The following is a 16165-nucleotide window of genomic DNA, read 5'->3' on the forward strand; positions in this document are numbered from 1 at the left end:
CCAAGTGAATCTGACGATACCGACACGCCGAGCGTGGCTTTCTCTGTGCTCTCTCCTCGTTCTCTATCCAATTGTGGCGGGCTGCAAGCCCACCACGCCACCACCGATGCCTCTGAGCCAGCTCAACGCGCAACAGATGCGCGGCCACGCTATCTTTCAAGCCAGCTGTTCGCAGTGTCACGACGATCGCGACTCGGATGCTCTGCACGGTCCGTCAATGCTCGGCGTCTTCAAGCAGCAGTACCTGCCCAGCGGAGCTCCGGCCAACGATGACCGCGTCCGCGTCGTCATTCTTGAGGGCCACGGAATGATGCCGGCGATCAATCTCGACTCGCAGGACACCCAGGACCTGATCGCGTACCTGCATACGCTGTAGAGCGGATCCATGACCACAGACGATCCTCAAACGCCAATCGCATCCTCTCCCACGCCGGCACAGGACACCGACTTTGCCACGCGACATCTCCCGGGCACGCCTGCTGGCGAAGTCAAGGGCATGCTTCCCGGCATGGCGTTCATTGGGATGTACATGCTGCTGCTGGCCATGCTGAACGCCTTCGCGGCGCTGCATGGCATCTATGGCAACGGTCTGCCGCGCTATGGCCTCTTTGGTATCTGCACCTTAATGGTGATTGGCGTCTTCGGCTTCCTTCGCTTAAGGCGCTGGGGCTGGGCCATTGTTGCTGCAGGCTTTCTTCTGCTCGCGGCCGGTGATTTCTATCTCTACGCGCACCAGCATGTAGGATTTCTGCTGATCCGGGCGCTCTTCAGCATCGTCTTCTTCCTCTACCTCAGCCGCACCGAGGTCCGTGAACGACTCCGCTGAGCGCGAGGACGCTCACCGCATTCGTTTACCGGTCTCGACAGCGTCGTCAGCGTCCCATCCTCAAGACGGTAGGTCCTTTTCCCAGCAATCCTCGCCCTTGTTCGGGTCTCTGCGAAGTTCGAAGTGGAGGCCTGCGTCCAGAACCACGGGCGAAAGCAGAACGGCGACGGACGCAAAGGCAAGCAGGAGGTCGGGGATCATAGTTGGTCTATCGACAGTGGGTGAGCAGACCTCAGTTCTGTCCAAAAGCGAGACAGCCGCCACCGACCGTCGCCGCAACCACTCGCCCGCTGAAACCATCTACAATAAAGGTTCAGATGGCTCCGCTCCTTCAACCCGGCGCGCAATTCGACGCTCAGTCCGATGCGCTGATCCAGATCGACCTCTCCCCACGCAAACCCGCTCCCAAGCCCTCATGGCTAAAGGCGCGTGCCCCCATGGGCGAGACCTTCCACAATCTCAAGAAGCTGGCCCGCGACCTCAACCTCCACACCGTCTGCGAAAGCGCCCACTGCCCCAACATCGGCGAGTGCTGGAACCATAAGACTGCCACCTTCATGATGCTCGGCAACCTTTGCACGCGGCGCTGCGGCTTCTGCGCCGTCCCCAAGGGCAAGCCCGAGCCCATTGACCACGAAGAGCCCGCTCGCGTCGCCTACGCCATTGCCCAGCTTGGCCTCGCCCACGCCGTCATCACCAGCGTTAATCGCGACGACGACAACCTCGGCGCCGCCCGAGCCTTCGTCAACGTCATCGCCGAGATCCGCCGCCAGGCACCCGGCTGCCGCGTCGAAGTCCTCACCCCCGACTTTCAGGGCGTTCCTGAAGCCCGCCGCATGGTCGTCGCTGCTCGCCCCGAGATCCTCAACCACAACATTGAGACCGTCCCGCGCCTCTACCGCGTCGCGAAATCCGGTGGCCGCTATGAGCGCAGCCTGGAGTTTCTCGACGAAGCGAAGCGCGAGTCATCCGCCCACACCCTCGGCCCCATCGTCACCAAGACCGGCATCATCGTCGGCATGGGCGAAGAAATGCACGAGCTCCTCGGCGTCTTCCGCGACCTCGCCGACCGCAAAGTCGATATCCTCACCATCGGCCAATACCTCCGCCCCTCACGCGACCATCTCCCCATGTCCCGCTTCTACACCCCGGACGAGTTCGCCTTCCTCAAGCACGAGGCCCTGCAGATGGGTTTCCGCCACGTAGAGTCCGGCCCCCTCGTCCGCAGCAGCTACCACGCCCACGAGCAGGCCCAGTCCACCGGCCTCGCGTAGTCTCCTACCCGACCTCCAGCCCACCGGTAGCCCCATAGACCTCACCCGTCACATAGCTGGACTCCTGCCCAGCCAGCAACACATACAGCGGAGCCATCTCCACCGGCTGCCCCGGCCGCTTCATCGGCGTCTCCGATCCGAACGCCGGAATCTTTTTATCCGGCTGCCCACCGCTGGTCTGTAACGGAGTCCAAACCGGCCCCGGCGCCACGCAATTCACCCGAATCCCGTCCACCGCAACCTGCCGCGCCAGCGCCCGCGTGAATGCCAGAATCGCCGCCTTAGTCGGTGCATAATCCAGCAGCGACGGGCTCGGATGCGTAGCCTGGATCGACGCCGTCGTGACAATCGTGCCACCCTTCGGCATCAATTTCAATGCTTCCTGGCATAGCCACATCAGCGCAAACACGTTCACCTCGTACGTCTCTTCCATCTGCTTCGTCGTGAGGTCCGCAATCTTATCGACAGCGTGCTGCTTGCCCGCAACGCACGCCAGCACATCCAGCCCACCCAACTTTTTGTGCGCGTCTTTGACCAGCTTGCGCGCAAACTTCTCGTTGCTGATGTCCCCCGGCAGTGCCACAGCCTTCCGCCCCTCAGCCTCGATCAGCGCGATCACTTCCTTCGCGTCCTTCTCTTCGCTCGGTAGATAATTGATTGCGACATCCGCGCCCTCGCGCGCAAATGCAATCGCCGCCGCACGCCCAATCCCCGAGTCACCGCCAGTCACCAGCGCTTTCCGATTAGGCAGCCGCCCACTACCGCGATAGCTCGTCTCGCCGCAGTCCGGCTTGGGAGTCATCTTCGCCTCGAGCCCTGGAACACGCTGCGGCTGATGCTTGAACTTGGGTTGCGGATACTGCTTCGTCGGGTCCTGCAGAGTATACAAATCTTTCGCCACGATTCCTCCAACGCTTGCATTTCAAGCGTGCAGGATGAGATGCGTTTCGCTCCTCAGTCGGCAGCCGTTGCTCGCACCTTCGCCACCTCGACCAGTGTCGAATAAAAGGTTGCCCCGCCACCAATATCCGTCAGCCGCTCGCTCGTCAGCGCATTCACATTTGCGCCATCCTGGCTCAGCTTCTGCCAGTCCAGCCGCGCCGCCACTACACCGGGGGGCACCGTTTCTCCCACTCTCGCGGTCAGCGTAATTCGTCCCCGCCTGTTCCACACCGACACGCCATCGCCAGACGTGACACCTCGCGCCGCAGCATCGCTCGGATGCATCTCCAGCAGCCCCGCCGTCTTTCGCTCCATCAGCCGATGTCCCGGCAGATTCGCAAACGTCGAGTTCATAAAGTTATCCGCCTTGCGCGGCAGAAATTCGAGTGGAAACTTGCCGGCACCCTCGGACCCGTTGCGCGACTCGCTCGGCGCCACCCAAACCGGCACCGGCGCCAACTTCGCGCGTCCGCCTGCCAACTTGAACCATGTGGGCGTGCTGAACGGTAGGCTTTCCCCTCGCTTATCCTTCGGCAAAGTGAGTGCCACATGCCCCTCGACTTCCAACCGTTCCTTCGTCACCTCCGCAAAAAACGGATGCTCAGTCTCGAGTGCCTGCACGATCAACTCCTCTTCGCGATCCTCAAACTCCTCCTCACCCGGAAACATCCGCTGACCCAACTCGCCGAAGAGCCACACATTTGACCGTGCCTCCCCCAGCGGCACAATCGCCTGCTGCGAGATCTGCGCGAACAGGTGTCCGTACGCTCCCATTACATCCTTGTGCTCAAGGAACGTCGTCGCCGGCAACACCACATCCGCATAGTCGGTCGTGTCAGTAAAGAACTGCTCATGCACCACCGTAAACAAATCCTCGCGCCGCAAACCCTCGAGCACTCGCTCCGAATCCGGCGCAACCGTCGCCGCGTTGCAGTTGTACACAAACAGCGCCCTCACCTTTGGATTATCCTTCGCCTTGCTGCCCAACTCCGTCAACGCCGAACCAAGCTCCGACATATTGACTACCCGCGCTGCCCTTCCCAGAGGACTCGCCTGCATCAGCTCCGGCATGCGAAGCTTCGTCTCATTGAACGGAAACGCTCCACTCACGGACAGCAATAATCCGCCGCCGCGCTGCTTCCAGGCGCCCGTAATCAACGGCAGCATCGCCACCGCGCGCACCGCAGTGCCGCCATTCTCACTGCGCTGAATTCCATAATTCAACCGAATCGCCGCCGCTCCGCGCCCATCTCTTCCCGCCTGCCCGTAAGTTTTCGCCAGCCGCTCAATCGCCTCCGCGGCGATACCGGTCACCTCCGCCGCCCGCTTCGGCGAGTGCTCCTCGCGCAACGCATGCGCGCGCAACACCTCTGCACCCTCCGTGCACTCGCGCAAATATTCGGCGTCGTCGTAGCCATCACGAAACAGGACATGCATCATCGCGAGCGCCAGCAGTCCATCGGTCCCCGGTCGAATCGCCAAATGCTCATCCGCCAACGCCGCCGTGCGCGTTCGATACGGATCGATCACGACCAACCGAGCGCCCTTGCGTCGTGCCTCTTCAATGAATGGCCACAGATGGATATTGTTTCCATGGATGTTCGCGCCCCACGCGATGATCAATCCAGCCTGCGCAAAATCCTGCGGCGCCGTCCCTAGCCGCACTCCATACACCTGCTTGAGTGCCTCTCCCCCAGCGCTCGCGCAAATCGTTCGATCCAGCTGCGACGCACCTAGCCGATGGAAAAAACGTCGATCCATCGATCCATACCCCAACTGCCCAATGGTTCCCGCATAACTGTAGGGCAGCACGCTCTCCGGCCCAAACTCGGCAGCCATGTCGTTCAGCTTTCGGGCCACAAATTCCAACGCCTCGCCCCACGAAATCCGCTCAAAGGCCTCAGCCTCGGACCCCTTGGGTAACGGCCCCTTGGGCACTCCAGCTTTTCGCCGCATCGGATACAACAACCGCTCTGGCGAGTACACCCGGTCCAGGTACCGCGCCACCTTCCCACACAAAAATCCCCGCGTCACCGGATGCGCCGGATCGCCCTGCACCTTTGTTGCGCGTCCTGTCAGCGTATCTACCGTTACCAACACACCGCACGAATCCGGACAGTCATGCGTACACACGGCATGCACCGTCTTCGTCTCCGCCGAGGAGTTTTCACTCTTCGAAAACTCTTTGTTTGCATGCGGCTCAGGCATAGTTATATTGTAGGCGTCGCCCGTTATATTCGGCCCCGTTTCCTTTCTGAGCCCTGCTCACGTAGCGCCTTTTGCGTCCAAGCCTTTTGCCCTTTGGAGAGTCCATGAACCGCCTAGCCCTCGTCCTCCTTCTCTGCATACCCGTCGGTGCAGCCGCACAGGCTGCCCCATCGCCTGAAACCCAGGCGGTCATCACCGTACTCAACAAATCCGTCGATGACTGGAATCGTGGCGACATCGATGCCTTTGCCACCAGTTATAAGAACTCGCCCGACATCATCTTCATGGGTCGCACCATCCAGCACGGCTACGCGCAGATGCTTGCACGCTACAAAGCCGCCTACCCTGCGCCTGCCGCCATGGGCACGCTGAGCTTCACGCAACTCGCCGTGCAGCCGCTCGACGCCCGCTTCGCTACTGTCACGGGAAGCTTTCACCTTGAGCGGACCGCAGCCGGCGGTGGCAACGCCGACGGCTACTTCCTCCTAGTCGTTGAATCTACGCCGGCCGGGTGGAAGATCATTCGCGACTCCACCACCGTCATCCCTCCAACAACCAAGTAGCTCCCTGCGGTACCCTTATTTCAGGAGCCGCATGCCCCCCACACCCCTGCTCGAAGCCCGCGAGCTCGTCAAAGACTTCGGCTCCACACACGTCATCCACGGCGTCTCCTTCGACATCATGCGCGGCGAAACCCTCGGCCTTGTCGGCGAGTCCGGCTCTGGTAAGAGCACCATCGCCCGCCTCCTGCTGCGTCTCATCGAGCCCACCAGCGGCAGCGTCCTCTTTCACGACGCAGCCGAGTCCACACCTCGCACCTATGATCTACTGCAACTGAATCTCCGCGAGATGCGCCGCCTCCGACGCCGTCTTTCTATCGTCTTCCAGGATCCCTACGCCGCGCTCAATCCACGAATGTCCGTGCGTCAGATCCTATCCGAGCCCTTCGTCATCCACCACGAACAACCACCGCAAGGAAGCGGCAGCTATGCAAGAAATCTAGACACGCGCCTCCACGAACTTCTCGTAGAGGTCGGCCTTGACGCCTCCGCTCTCCGCCGCTATCCCCACGAGTTCTCCGGCGGCCAGCGTCAGCGCATCAACATCGCGCGCGCCATTGCGCTCCGCCCCGAGCTCCTTGTCCTCGATGAACCCGTCACCGCACTCGATGTCTCGGTCGGTGCGCAGGTCATCAACCTGCTGAGCGACCTCCAGCAGCGCTACGGACTCACCTATCTCTTCATCTCGCATTCTATGCCGCTGGTGCGTTACCTCTGCCACCGCGTCGCCGTCATGCAGCACGGTCGCATCGTCGAAACCGGCACCTGGAGCGAGGTCTGCGACCATCCCCGCGAACCCTACACCCAGCAGCTCTTGGCCGCTACTCCCGAGCTCCCCGCACTCGACCTGACGCGCACGAGCTAGGCTCCTGCGACTCCCTGTTTCTTCGCCTCCGCGTCACAAACATTCCGCAGATAATCCCACGAGTACAGCCCCGCCTCGTGCCCATCATTCCACTTGAACCGCACCGCATAGTTTCCCACCGGTGTCACCTCCACCGGACGCGGGGGCGCCTCATACATTGGCAACAATGACGCGGGTTTCGGCTTCACCAGGCCCGGCGCACGTCCCTCCTTCTCTCGCTCTTCGTGGCACGTTGCACAAGGACAAGCCGCACGCAGCCACGCAAAGTTCCACGAGCTCCGGTGACCGTCCTTCCACTCGATCACCACACCCGTCCCGCCGCTCTTATCCACCTTTACCTTCGCCGGACGAATCGCGTCGCCCGTGAGTTTCGGGCGCTCTTCGCCGCGCGCCTCGTCCTGGCTGACAATTCGAATCCCTTCGTGGCTCATCTTGTTTTCCTCATCCCTGCGCCTGCTTCCAGAAAAAGTATCCCGCGATCGCGACCCCGGTCACAACCACAAACGCGCGCAGGACGTCGCCGTTCACACGCCTCGCGAAGCGCGCGCCTACCCATCCGCCGAACGCCGCAAATACCATCGACACCAGGCAGTAGTGCCACACGATCGCTCCCTGAAAGATGAACGTAATGATCGCGCAGAGATTCGAGAGCATCGCCGCCACTACCTTCAGCGCATTCAACGAATGCATCTCTTCCATCCCAAACAGCGCGAGGATCGTCATCACCAGGAATCCCGCGCCCGCGCCAAAGTAGCCAATATAAAAGCACACCGGAAACAGCGCGCAGGCTAGCGGAATCCGCGGGATATATGGCTCTACATCCTCGCGCGTGGCTCGCCTCCGAAGCCACTTCGATATGGGTCCGCTAATCCCAAAGATCATCGTCCCCACTAGAATCAGCCACGGAATTAAATGCAGAAAAGTTCGCTGCGCGGTATGCAGCAGCACCTCCGCTCCACACACGCCGCCCAGGACTGAGGTAATCGCGACCGTCGGCAGCAGATCCCTGCGCACATCCCCGCGCAGCGTCGCCACCGATGTCACCTGCCCCGGCCATAGCGCGACCGTATTCGTTGCGTTGGCCTGCACCGGAAGCACGCCCATCCCCAACATTGCCGGAAACGAAAGAAACGATCCTCCTCCAGCCATCGCATTCATCACGCCCGCGATCGTCGAAGCAACGACCAGCCAGATGTAGTTCAGATGTGGGATGTGGTCGAAAAACATGCTCTCTTCATTGTATTCGCCGGTCGGCTTGACCCTGATGACTTACCAATCGACAGCGTTTAGCCTAGACCAGCCAGCTGCAGCGCCCGATCCGCCGTCTCCGCGACCAATAAAATCCCTCGATTCCCCCGCAGCATTCCCTCGCGATCGCAAACATCCAGGAAGGCCAGCATGGAGTCGTAGAAACCGGCCACGTTCAACAGCACCACTGGCTTCGAATGGATCTTCAACGTCTGCCACGCCAGCACCTCAAACATCTCCTCGAAGGTGCCGTACCCGCCCGGAAGAATAATGAAGGCATCGGCCCGCTCCGCCATCAGCGCTTTCCGCGTGTGCATGGTGCTGGTCACATGCAGCTCGCTTACGCCATCATGCGCGACCTCCAAATCCACCAGCACATGCGGAATGACTCCCACTACGTACCCGCCAGCAGCGAGCGCACCATCGGCCACAGCACCCATCAGGCCCGTCTTGCCGCCCCCATAAATCAGCCCAATGCCACGCTCCGCCAGGGTACGCCCCAGGTCGTCCGCGGCCGCCGCATACTCCGGTCTCGCCCCACTCGCGGACGCGCAAAACACCGCCACGCTCTTCTTTCCGATCTGCTCATGCATGCACTCAGAATACAACTGCGCTCGCGGTATCATGACCTCGCACGCATTTCGCTCTCGGGAAAACATCATGAGCCTTCGACACCTCTGCCTCGCACTCGTCACCACCCTTCTCGCCACCGCTGCCTTCGAATCCTCCGCGTGCGCTCAAGAGAAAGGCCAACCCGGCCACTTCGACTTCTACCTCATGAACCTGTCCTGGTCGCCCGAATTCTGCTCCATACAGGGCACCTCGCCCGAATGCGCAGCGCATCCCGGCTTCATCCTCCATGGCCTCTGGACGCAAAATAACGACAGCACCTACCCGGTCTTCTGCAGCGAAGAACCCGCCCCCGCCAATCTGGCACAGAACCTCGACGTCACGCCCGATCTCGCACTCCTCCACCACGAGTGGGACAAGCACGGAACCTGCTCCGGCGTAGGCCCGCAGCGATTCTTTGCCATGGAGCATCAGGCCTTCCACTCGCTCAAGATTCCACCGCAGTTCGAGCACATCGATCACGAGATCAGCCTGACACCCAACGCGATCCTCAACCTCTTCGCGCAAGCGAATCCGGAGTTTCCGCGAGGGAGCATCCTACTCAGTTGCGGACGAAACCATCTGACCGCCATCGAAGCCTGTTTCAGCAAGGATCTCAAGCCCATCGTCTGCCAGGGCCTGCGCAGCTGCCGCGCCAACTCGGTAAAGATTACGCCACCAGCGTCAGCCCAGTAGCGCGGCCCCGTAAAACACATCGGCCTCACCCAAAGGTGAGGCCAACTATGCTTCCGAAGACTTTCGACGATTTACCACATGCCCCATGCGCGGCTAATGTAGTCCGTCAGCGTCATCGTAATCAACACGATAAAAAGGAAGAACCCGGAACCAATGGTCATCTTGATCAGCCGCGACTGGTAGGCCGCATGCATGAAGAACAGAATAACGATCACTGCTTTGAAGCAAGCAATCCCAAGCGCGATCACAGGATTCGCCCAATCCAGGTCGACATACGCCGCGCCCACCGTGATGCCAGTGAACAGGAGCAGGGTAGCGAAGACATAGGTGTATTGCAGCGGCGTCACGATGTGATGCTGCGCGTGCTCAGGGTTCGTCACATTGCTCGGATCGTTCGCGTCGGTATGGATCTCGTGGGCCATCGTGTTTCCTTCGTTGTCAGCTTGCAGACGTTTAGTGGAGCGGGTGCCGATTGATCAAATAGAGTAGCGGGAACAAAAACAACCAGACAATGTCGACGAAATGCCAATAGAGCCCAAAGTTTTCTATAGGCGCCACGTAGCCTGAACTGAAGTCTCCGCGATGTGCTCTCCACGTCAACCAGAACAGAAGAACGATTCCGATGATCATGTGTACGGCATGCATTCCGGTCATCGCGAAGTACAGGAAGAAGAAGATCTGCGTCTTCTGGGCCATGTCCGGAGCCAGCGGCTCTTCCTTGATTCCGTAACCAGCTGGGTTGGTAAACATCGAGATATTGAAGCTGTCCCCAGGAATGTGGTGCAGCTCGTACTTCTCGTGATACTCGTCGTACTTAACCCCAAGGAAGATCAAGCCGAAGAAGGTTGTAAGTACCAACATGAGCACCAGAAGGCTCTTCCTGCGCATCTCGGCTGCCCACACGCCAACCGCCATGCAGAAGCCGGAAGAGATGAGCACCACGGTGTTGAATGCTCCCAGCGGTACGCTCAGCTGATTCGAAGCCGCTGCAAAGGCCGGATAATACCAGTTGCGATAAAGCAGGTACGCAAAGAACAAGCCGCCGAAGAACATGATTTCGGTCAGCAGGAACAGCCACATGCCAAAGCTTCCAGCCTCGCGCTGTTGCTCCTCGGTCTCAAAATGATGCCGGTGCTGCGGCAGCGCCACGTGGTCGTGCTCGGCGTGGACATCGGCGTGATCGGTAGTCGCGAGTGCGCTATCCAACGGTCGTCACCTCGTTTTTCGTCTTGTTCTCGAGCCACTCATAGTCGTACGCTTCGTGGTCCATGATCGGAATCTCGATAAAGTTTTCGGTCAGCGGCGGCGACTGGATCTGCCACTCAAGCCCCGTAGCCTGCCAGGGATTATTGCCAGCAATCGCTCCGTACTTCAGCGACCAGGCCAAGTAGAGCATCGGCAGCATGTAGCCAACGCCGAGCACCGTAGCGCCTGCAGTCGACAGTACGTTAAGCACCTGGAACTCCGGCGGATACGCATGATAGCGCCGCGGCATGCCGAGGTAGCCAAGAATAAACTGCGGGAGGAACGTCAGGTTGAAGCCGATGAACGTAGTCACCGCGGCCAGCTTCGAGAGCGACTCCGGATACATGCGCCCCGTCATCTTCGGCCACCAGAAATGCACGCCCGCAAGGAACGCCATCAACATGCCGCCGACCATCACAAAGTGGAAGTGGGCAACAATGAAGTACGTCTCGGTGAGGTGAATGTCCATTCCCAGCGAGCCAAGAAACACGCCCGTCAGACCGCCGATCGTGAAAAGTCCCATGAAGCCGAACGCATACAGCATTGGCGTCTCGAACGTAATGGATCCCTTCTGCAGCGTGAACGCCCAGTTGAAGATCTTGATCGCCGAAGGTACCGCGACCAGCATGGTAAGAAGCGAGAAAACGAGCGCGGAATAGTTGGAGACACCCATGATGAACATGTGGTGTTCCCACACAAAGAAGCCGAACAGCGCAATCGCAACCGAACTAAATGCGACAGCCGTATATCCAAAGACGCGCTTTCGACTGAAGGTCGAAATCACCTCGGAGATCACACCCATGCCCGGAAGAATCATGATGTACACGGCCGGATGCGAGTAGAACCAAAACAAATGCTGGAAGAGCAGTGGATCGCCGCCCTTTGCGGGATCGAAGACACCGATACCGAACAACCGTTCCAGCGCAACCAGCACCAGCGTGATCGCCAGCACCGGCGTTCCCAACACCATCAGCAAGGACGCCGCATAGTGTGACCACACAAACAGCGGCATGCGGAACCACGTCATCCCCGGGCAGCGCATGCGATGGATCGTGACGATGAAGTTCAGCCCCGTAAAGATTGAACTGAAACCCGCAATGAAAATCGCCGTCGCCGCCGTAATTACGTGCGTGTTCAGATAATGCGTCGAGAGCGGTGTAGTAAATGTCCAGCCGGTATCAACGCCACCCAGCACCAGCGCGCCCAGCGTCAGACCACCGCCAACCAGGTACAGGTACCAGCTCAACAAATTAATCTTCGGGAACGCAAGGTCTTTCGCGCCCAGCATGATCGGTATCAGAAAGTTCCCCAGCGTCGCCGGCACCGACGGCACCAGGAACAGGAACACCATGATGATGCCGTGCATGGTGAAGAATTTGTTGTACGTATCCGCGGCCACCAGGTCCGGCTGCGGCGTAAGCAGTTCCAAACGAATCAGGCCCGCGAACGCTCCACCGATAAAGAAGAAGAATGTGATCGAGATCAGATACAGAATCGCGATACGCTTGTGGTCACCCGTCAGCAGCCAACTCAACAAGCCGTGCTCATTGTTGATGTAGTTGCGCTTGGGAATCTGCGCCGTGCTCTGGTCGGGCAGAGAGACGATGGTATTACCGATCGCAGCACTCATGGCTTCACCGTTTCCGTTGTGCCCTCTGAGGGCGTTGTTGGAGCTGCTTCCCCGCTTGTAGCTGTGACGAGTGTCTGCTGCACGCGGTAGTTCGATTGCATATTCTTGATAAATTCCACGAGGTCGATCAAACCGTCTTCGCTAATCTGGCCTTGATACGTCGGCATGATCGGCGCAAAGCCCGCAGTCACATGTTCCGACGGGTTCAAAATGGCGTTGCGCAGATAGGCATCATCCACCAGAATTTGCCGTCCGTCGGTCAGCGTCAGCTTGGAACCATAGACGCCTGCGAGGCTTGGTCCCCGTGCCGCCGCGGTGCCGTTGTGGCAGGAGTTGCAGCCCATGCTCGCAAACAAACGTTCGCCATTTTGCGCCAGGCTCTGACCGGAGTTCGACTGCTCGAGCCACTTCTTATAATCCCCGGGAGTCATCACCGTGACTTCGCCGATCATGCCGGAGTGCTGTGTGCCGCAATACTGCGTGCAGAACAGGTGATAGGTTCCCACCTGCGTCGCCTCAAACCACACCGTCGAATAGCGTCCAGGAATCACTTCGCGCTTAATGCGAAAGTCAGGAATCGAGAAGCTGTGGAACACATCTTGCGAAATCATCGTTAGCTGGATCGGCTTGCCCGTTGGAACATGCAGGGCATTAATCTCATGCTGGCCGCCCGGATGCTCCGCCTTCCACATCCACTGCTTGCCCACGATATAGATGTTCATCGCGTTCGTCGGTGGATCATAGATGCGGAAATAAAGCAGCGCGCCCCACACGAACGTAACCAGGAATATTGCGAGTGGAATAATCGTCCACGTTGCTTCGAGCAGCGTCGATCCTTCAATCTGGGTCGCGACCGGATTCTTCTCGCGCCGATAACGAACCGAGAAGACGAGCAGCAGGATTGCTACAAACGTCGTCCCGAAAATCGTCATCGCCACCAGGAAGAAGTACAGCGCATCGACATACGGCGCAATGCCGCTCGCCTCCGCCGGAAACAGCGCCGAAGCGTGCAGCCAATGAACTAGAAATTGCCACAGTACTGGACTAAGTCCCATCGTTTAGCCTTTATCCATTTCACCGGACTTTTTTTTGCCCGGCTGAGGTATGTCTTGTTCGCGCGCAAGCTGGATATCGCGTCGAAACATTAAAAAGATGAAGCCGCCCAGCGACGCTACCGTAACAATACCGCCTAGCTGTACGACACGCACAACCATCAGGGAATGCTTGTCGGTCTGCGGATCGTAGCGGTAGCAGTACGTCAGAATGTTCGCAACACGCGATCCGATTCGGTTTCCCGAAGCGTCGACGAGGCCCAGCAGTACGTCCTTCGGCGAGTACTCCACACCCAGGTAGTACTGCGCCAGCCTGCCCTGCGGCGTCGCGATCTCAATCGAACTCGCGTGCGCATACTGTGTCAGCCGGCCGTCCGGTCCCGGTACCCGCACATACCCAAAGCCCACGGTCTTTGTTACGGCATTAATTGCCGGTTCCTGACCGGTCAGATAGTGCCAGCCGGCAGCAGTCTCCGGATGACCATAGCGGCGCAAGTAGAAGGCCTTCTTCTCCGCAGCCAGCTTCGGCGTCTCCGTCGGATCGATGCTGATGATGACAATCTGAAAGTCTTTCCCCGGCACAAGGTGCACCATCTCGAGCGCGCTGGTGAGCCCGTCCATCTCCTCCGAACACAACATCGGGCAGTTGTAATAAACCGTCGTCAGCACCACGGGATGCTTGCCGTCGAAGTACTTCGCCAGCGTCACCGGCTTACCCTCGTCGTCGACGAACGGCGCATCGAGCGGCAGTTGCGAATTCAAGTGCTGCGTGACCTGTACCTTGCTCAACACCGTCGGAAGCTGGTCATTCAGATTCTCGCCCTCGGTCTTCTCGCCAGTAGCGGAGACCTGCGCATGTCCCTGCAGCGGCATGGCCATTAAACCAAGCGCGAGGGTCAACCCCATCAGGGTTTTCATGCTGCGAGTTGTGCATCCTGCGATCACGCTTTCCTGCTCTCCTGAAATCCAGTCCTACTGCTTGCCCTCAGCATGGTTGTATTCGTTCTTCTCTTCGCGAGCTTCGATAGTCTGAAGCTCATAACCCGTCCGCGCGAAGCCATCAGTCAGCGGAGCCGTCACCATGGGCGTATGCTCGCCAGCCATCAATGCCGTTGCCTGCTCTTGCTTCGTCGCCTGCGGCAGCCCGCGCTGAAGGATCAACTGCATCGCGCGATCGATTGGAATGCGAATCGCACCCGCAGGCAGATCCTGCGAGCTGCTGTTGTAGTTCAGCAGCAGATCTTCGCGCGCGTGGAGGTCGGCAAGATCCTGGTTGCCGTCGTCGGTCTCAAGCCGCGGCGTCGGAAATACCTGGGTCATCTGCGATAGTTGACGCTGCTCCATAACGGCATTCGAGGTTAGGTCTTCGCGCTTCTCGCCGCGTGGCGTTGCTCCCAGTGTCACCGGCTGCGAGTGCCACTTGTCCGGCTCGCCATCGTGCTTCACCAGCGCGTAGTTGATCGCCTTGCCCATTGCGAAGCAGAAAAAGAAGAAGATAATGACGAAGCCCGACAAGCCCGCAAGGAACGTAATGATGCCGCCAATGCTGACATCCTCCGTCTCGTAGCCCGGGTGTTCGCTATCGTGCTTGGGCGAAGAGTGCGCCTGCACTCCCTCTGGCTGCCCCATGTCGTGTCCCTCAGTGTGCATGTTCAGGCTCCAAAAGCTCTTCTGTGTGCGGATCGTTCACGTTGATCAGCGGCCGCTTCTTCAGCTCGGTCAGATAGAACCACATCCAGACCGCAACCACGGAGATCGGCACGGTCACGTACGCCAAAATTCCAACGTTGCCTGCAATGTGCAGGTTGCTCGCAGCGTCCTTGAAGTTCGGCTCGATCAGCCAGAACATATCGATCAACCGAGCCACCAGCATGAAGCTGCATAGCCAGATCATCTTGTGCTTCGAGCGCTTGATGTCGCGCGACAGCAGCAGGCAGAACGGAATGATCCAGTGGCAGATCACATCCAGCGAGCAAATCACCCACCATCCGCCATGGATACGGTGCAGATACCAGGGAATCTCGTCGGGCACATTGCCGGACCAGATAATCAGAAACTCCGCGAACGTAAGGTAGATGTTCAGCATCGTAAAAGCGAATGCCAGCTTGCCCAGATCGTGCTGCTCGGTGATCCGTAACATCGTCTTCATCGGCTCATAGCGCGAGAGCAGCACCAGCGTCAGAATGCCGAGCGCCAACACCCCATATCCCTGCGCCACCAGAAACTGCAGCCCATACACCGACGAGTACCACGTCACGTCCAGCGATTTCACGAACAAGATTACGAAGTCGGTCATGAGAATGACGTACAGCAAAATCGACGGTCCCGAAAGATTCTCAAACCGCGTCCGCCACTTGTCGAAGCTCGCCAGCGTGCCTGCCGTGGGATCCTGGTCTCGCTGCACAGACCAGTGGTTCAAAATTGTGATCACCAACGCCATAAAGCCGAGCACGATCACCGCCTGCACCACGGCGCCAGTTGGGTTGAGCATCGCCTGCTTGGAGTTGGCCGTCAACTGCTGTTCCTGCGTCATGAAGCCGTTCTTATACGCCCACAACGTTGCCGATGCATTCGGGTACTTCGCCCACTGATACAGGTGCTTCATCAGCAGCAGTACCGGTAGAAGCATGACGATAATCACCCAGATAGTGCGCGTCATCGCTTCCAGCGGGCGCCGAAGGATCTGCCCCCACTTACCGCCCGACACATACTGCACCATCAGAAATGCCAGCGCTCCGCCAACAAAGTTGAAGCACGTCATAAAGCCCATCAGGTACGCGCGCAGCAGGTGCTCGCGGCCGCCTGGAACAAATAAAAAGACCAGCGAGATCAAGCCGAAGGCGACCGCCACAATCGCCGCGCGCGTGCGCCACGTCAAGACGACGTCGGGTGCTGCCAGGACAGCAGGCAGCGTGCGCGGACCGTGGTGTGCGTGTCCCAGCGTCAAATCCGCTCCGTGATGTTCGTTTGCCATTTCCATGCGTCAGTCGCCTTCAATCCTGTAATTACA

General features: G+C 59.2%; 18 protein-coding genes. 6 read left to right on the forward strand and 12 right to left on the reverse strand.

The window, feature by feature from the left end; translation table 11 throughout:
- The first annotated feature begins 4 nt into the window (after positions 1 to 4).
- From GSQ80_RS00605 to lipA, 3 genes are all read left to right on the forward strand, one after another.
- Entirely contained in the window at positions 5 to 376 is a 372-nt protein-coding gene (locus tag GSQ80_RS00605; RefSeq protein ID WP_254059372.1) for a cytochrome c, read from the forward strand.
- A 9-nt stretch (positions 377 to 385) separates the two neighbouring features.
- Positions 386 to 826: a hypothetical protein gene (locus GSQ80_RS00610; protein ID WP_158785572.1), complete on the forward strand. Its 441-nt coding sequence runs from the start codon at positions 386 to 388 to the stop codon at positions 824 to 826.
- 317 nt (positions 827 to 1143) lie between these two features.
- Entirely contained in the window at positions 1144 to 2100 is a 957-nt protein-coding gene (lipA, locus tag GSQ80_RS00615) for a lipoyl synthase (protein WP_158785573.1), read from the forward strand.
- Positions 2101 to 2104: 4 nt separating this feature from the next.
- On the opposite strand, the gene GSQ80_RS00620 is transcribed toward lipA, so the two are convergent.
- Positions 2105 to 3001, reverse strand: a complete 897-nt coding sequence (locus tag GSQ80_RS00620) for an SDR family oxidoreductase (RefSeq protein WP_305794637.1) — start codon at positions 2999 to 3001, stop codon at positions 2105 to 2107.
- Between the two features lie 53 nt (positions 3002 to 3054).
- Positions 3055 to 5250, reverse strand: a complete 2196-nt coding sequence (locus tag GSQ80_RS00625; protein ID WP_158785574.1) for a molybdopterin-dependent oxidoreductase — start codon at positions 5248 to 5250, stop codon at positions 3055 to 3057.
- A 104-nt stretch (positions 5251 to 5354) separates the two neighbouring features.
- Between GSQ80_RS00625 and GSQ80_RS00630 the strand changes: the two genes are divergently transcribed.
- Both GSQ80_RS00630 and GSQ80_RS00635 read left to right on the forward strand, forming a co-directional pair.
- On the forward strand, positions 5355 to 5813 hold the full coding sequence (locus GSQ80_RS00630; RefSeq protein ID WP_158785575.1) for a DUF4440 domain-containing protein: 459 nt from the start codon (positions 5355 to 5357) through the stop codon (positions 5811 to 5813).
- A gap of 31 nt (positions 5814 to 5844) precedes the next feature.
- Positions 5845 to 6675 carry an ATP-binding cassette domain-containing protein gene (locus GSQ80_RS00635; protein WP_158785576.1) on the forward strand — a complete coding sequence of 277 codons (831 nt, stop codon included), beginning with the start codon at positions 5845 to 5847 and terminating at the stop codon, positions 6673 to 6675.
- On the opposite strand, the gene GSQ80_RS00640 is transcribed toward GSQ80_RS00635, so the two are convergent.
- Genes GSQ80_RS00640 through GSQ80_RS00650 form a run of 3 tightly spaced genes read right to left on the reverse strand, consistent with a single transcriptional unit; the run spans position 6672 to position 8516 of the window.
- The gene (locus tag GSQ80_RS00640; RefSeq protein WP_158785577.1) at positions 6672 to 7106 is read right to left on the reverse strand and encodes a DUF971 domain-containing protein; all 435 of its coding nucleotides are present in this window, start codon (positions 7104 to 7106) and stop codon (positions 6672 to 6674) included. The two genes, GSQ80_RS00635 and GSQ80_RS00640, sit on opposite strands and share 4 nt — an antisense overlap.
- A gap of 10 nt (positions 7107 to 7116) precedes the next feature.
- Positions 7117 to 7902, reverse strand: coding sequence for a sulfite exporter TauE/SafE family protein (locus GSQ80_RS00645; RefSeq protein WP_158785578.1), 786 nt, complete (start codon positions 7900 to 7902; stop codon positions 7117 to 7119).
- Between the two features lie 59 nt (positions 7903 to 7961).
- Positions 7962 to 8516, reverse strand: coding sequence for a TIGR00730 family Rossman fold protein (locus tag GSQ80_RS00650; protein ID WP_158785579.1), 555 nt, complete (start codon positions 8514 to 8516; stop codon positions 7962 to 7964).
- Between the two features lie 67 nt (positions 8517 to 8583).
- On the opposite strand from GSQ80_RS00650, the gene GSQ80_RS00655 reads away from it, so the two are divergent.
- Positions 8584 to 9228, forward strand: a complete 645-nt coding sequence (locus GSQ80_RS00655) for a ribonuclease T (protein ID WP_158785580.1) — start codon at positions 8584 to 8586, stop codon at positions 9226 to 9228.
- 71 nt (positions 9229 to 9299) lie between these two features.
- Here GSQ80_RS00655 and GSQ80_RS00660 read toward each other — a convergent pair whose 3' ends face one another.
- The 7 genes from GSQ80_RS00660 to GSQ80_RS00690 are packed head-to-tail and all read right to left on the reverse strand — an operon-like array spanning position 9300 to position 16135.
- Positions 9300 to 9650, reverse strand: coding sequence for a cytochrome C oxidase subunit IV family protein (locus GSQ80_RS00660; protein WP_158785581.1), 351 nt, complete (start codon positions 9648 to 9650; stop codon positions 9300 to 9302).
- Between the two features lie 31 nt (positions 9651 to 9681).
- Positions 9682 to 10434: a cytochrome c oxidase subunit 3 family protein gene (locus GSQ80_RS00665; protein ID WP_158785582.1), complete on the reverse strand. Its 753-nt coding sequence runs from the start codon at positions 10432 to 10434 to the stop codon at positions 9682 to 9684.
- Entirely contained in the window at positions 10427 to 12103 is a 1677-nt protein-coding gene (locus GSQ80_RS00670; protein WP_158785583.1) for a cbb3-type cytochrome c oxidase subunit I, read from the reverse strand. The genes GSQ80_RS00665 and GSQ80_RS00670 overlap by 8 nt, the downstream gene beginning before the upstream one ends.
- Complete coding sequence (gene coxB / locus GSQ80_RS00675) at positions 12100 to 13158, reverse strand: cytochrome c oxidase subunit II (protein ID WP_158785584.1); 1059 nt, start codon at positions 13156 to 13158, stop codon at positions 12100 to 12102. Before coxB ends, GSQ80_RS00670 begins: the two co-directional genes overlap by 4 nt.
- 3 nt (positions 13159 to 13161) lie before the next feature.
- Positions 13162 to 14073, reverse strand: coding sequence for an SCO family protein (locus GSQ80_RS00680; protein ID WP_158785585.1), 912 nt, complete (start codon positions 14071 to 14073; stop codon positions 13162 to 13164).
- 54 nt (positions 14074 to 14127) lie between these two features.
- A complete protein-coding gene (locus GSQ80_RS00685) occupies positions 14128 to 14805 on the reverse strand; it encodes a hypothetical protein (protein WP_158785586.1) in 678 nt (225 codons plus the stop codon).
- Positions 14795 to 16135, reverse strand: coding sequence for a hypothetical protein (locus GSQ80_RS00690; protein WP_158785587.1), 1341 nt, complete (start codon positions 16133 to 16135; stop codon positions 14795 to 14797). The genes GSQ80_RS00685 and GSQ80_RS00690 overlap by 11 nt, the downstream gene beginning before the upstream one ends.
- Positions 16136 to 16165 lie beyond the last annotated feature (30 nt).

Source organism: Granulicella sp. L46, from assembly GCF_009765785.1.
In the GTDB taxonomy this organism is placed as follows: Bacteria; Acidobacteriota; Terriglobia; order Terriglobales; family Acidobacteriaceae; genus Granulicella.

What these genes read in the sequence shown, in the direction of transcription:
- GSQ80_RS00610 (WP_158785572.1), top strand. Translation starts at nt 386, where the DNA reads ATGACCACAGACGATCCTCAAACGCCAATCGCATCCTCTCCCACGCCG.
- lipA (WP_158785573.1), top strand. Translation starts at nt 1,144, where the DNA reads ATGGCTCCGCTCCTTCAACCCGGCGCGCAATTCGACGCTCAGTCCGAT.
- GSQ80_RS00625 (WP_158785574.1), bottom strand. Translation starts at nt 5,250, where the DNA reads ATGCCTGAGCCGCATGCAAACAAAGAGTTTTCGAAGAGTGAAAACTCC.
- GSQ80_RS00630 (WP_158785575.1), top strand. Translation starts at nt 5,355, where the DNA reads ATGAACCGCCTAGCCCTCGTCCTCCTTCTCTGCATACCCGTCGGTGCA.
- GSQ80_RS00635 (WP_158785576.1), top strand. Translation starts at nt 5,845, where the DNA reads ATGCCCCCCACACCCCTGCTCGAAGCCCGCGAGCTCGTCAAAGACTTC.
- GSQ80_RS00640 (WP_158785577.1), bottom strand. Translation starts at nt 7,106, where the DNA reads ATGAGCCACGAAGGGATTCGAATTGTCAGCCAGGACGAGGCGCGCGGC.
- GSQ80_RS00645 (WP_158785578.1), bottom strand. Translation starts at nt 7,902, where the DNA reads ATGTTTTTCGACCACATCCCACATCTGAACTACATCTGGCTGGTCGTT.
- GSQ80_RS00650 (WP_158785579.1), bottom strand. Translation starts at nt 8,516, where the DNA reads ATGCATGAGCAGATCGGAAAGAAGAGCGTGGCGGTGTTTTGCGCGTCC.
- GSQ80_RS00655 (WP_158785580.1), top strand. Translation starts at nt 8,584, where the DNA reads ATGAGCCTTCGACACCTCTGCCTCGCACTCGTCACCACCCTTCTCGCC.
- GSQ80_RS00660 (WP_158785581.1), bottom strand. Translation starts at nt 9,650, where the DNA reads ATGGCCCACGAGATCCATACCGACGCGAACGATCCGAGCAATGTGACG.
- GSQ80_RS00670 (WP_158785583.1), bottom strand. Translation starts at nt 12,103, where the DNA reads ATGAGTGCTGCGATCGGTAATACCATCGTCTCTCTGCCCGACCAGAGC.
- coxB (WP_158785584.1), bottom strand. Translation starts at nt 13,158, where the DNA reads ATGGGACTTAGTCCAGTACTGTGGCAATTTCTAGTTCATTGGCTGCAC.
- GSQ80_RS00680 (WP_158785585.1), bottom strand. Translation starts at nt 14,073, where the DNA reads ATGAAAACCCTGATGGGGTTGACCCTCGCGCTTGGTTTAATGGCCATG.
- GSQ80_RS00685 (WP_158785586.1), bottom strand. Translation starts at nt 14,805, where the DNA reads ATGCACACTGAGGGACACGACATGGGGCAGCCAGAGGGAGTGCAGGCG.
- GSQ80_RS00690 (WP_158785587.1), bottom strand. Translation starts at nt 16,135, where the DNA reads ATGGAAATGGCAAACGAACATCACGGAGCGGATTTGACGCTGGGACAC.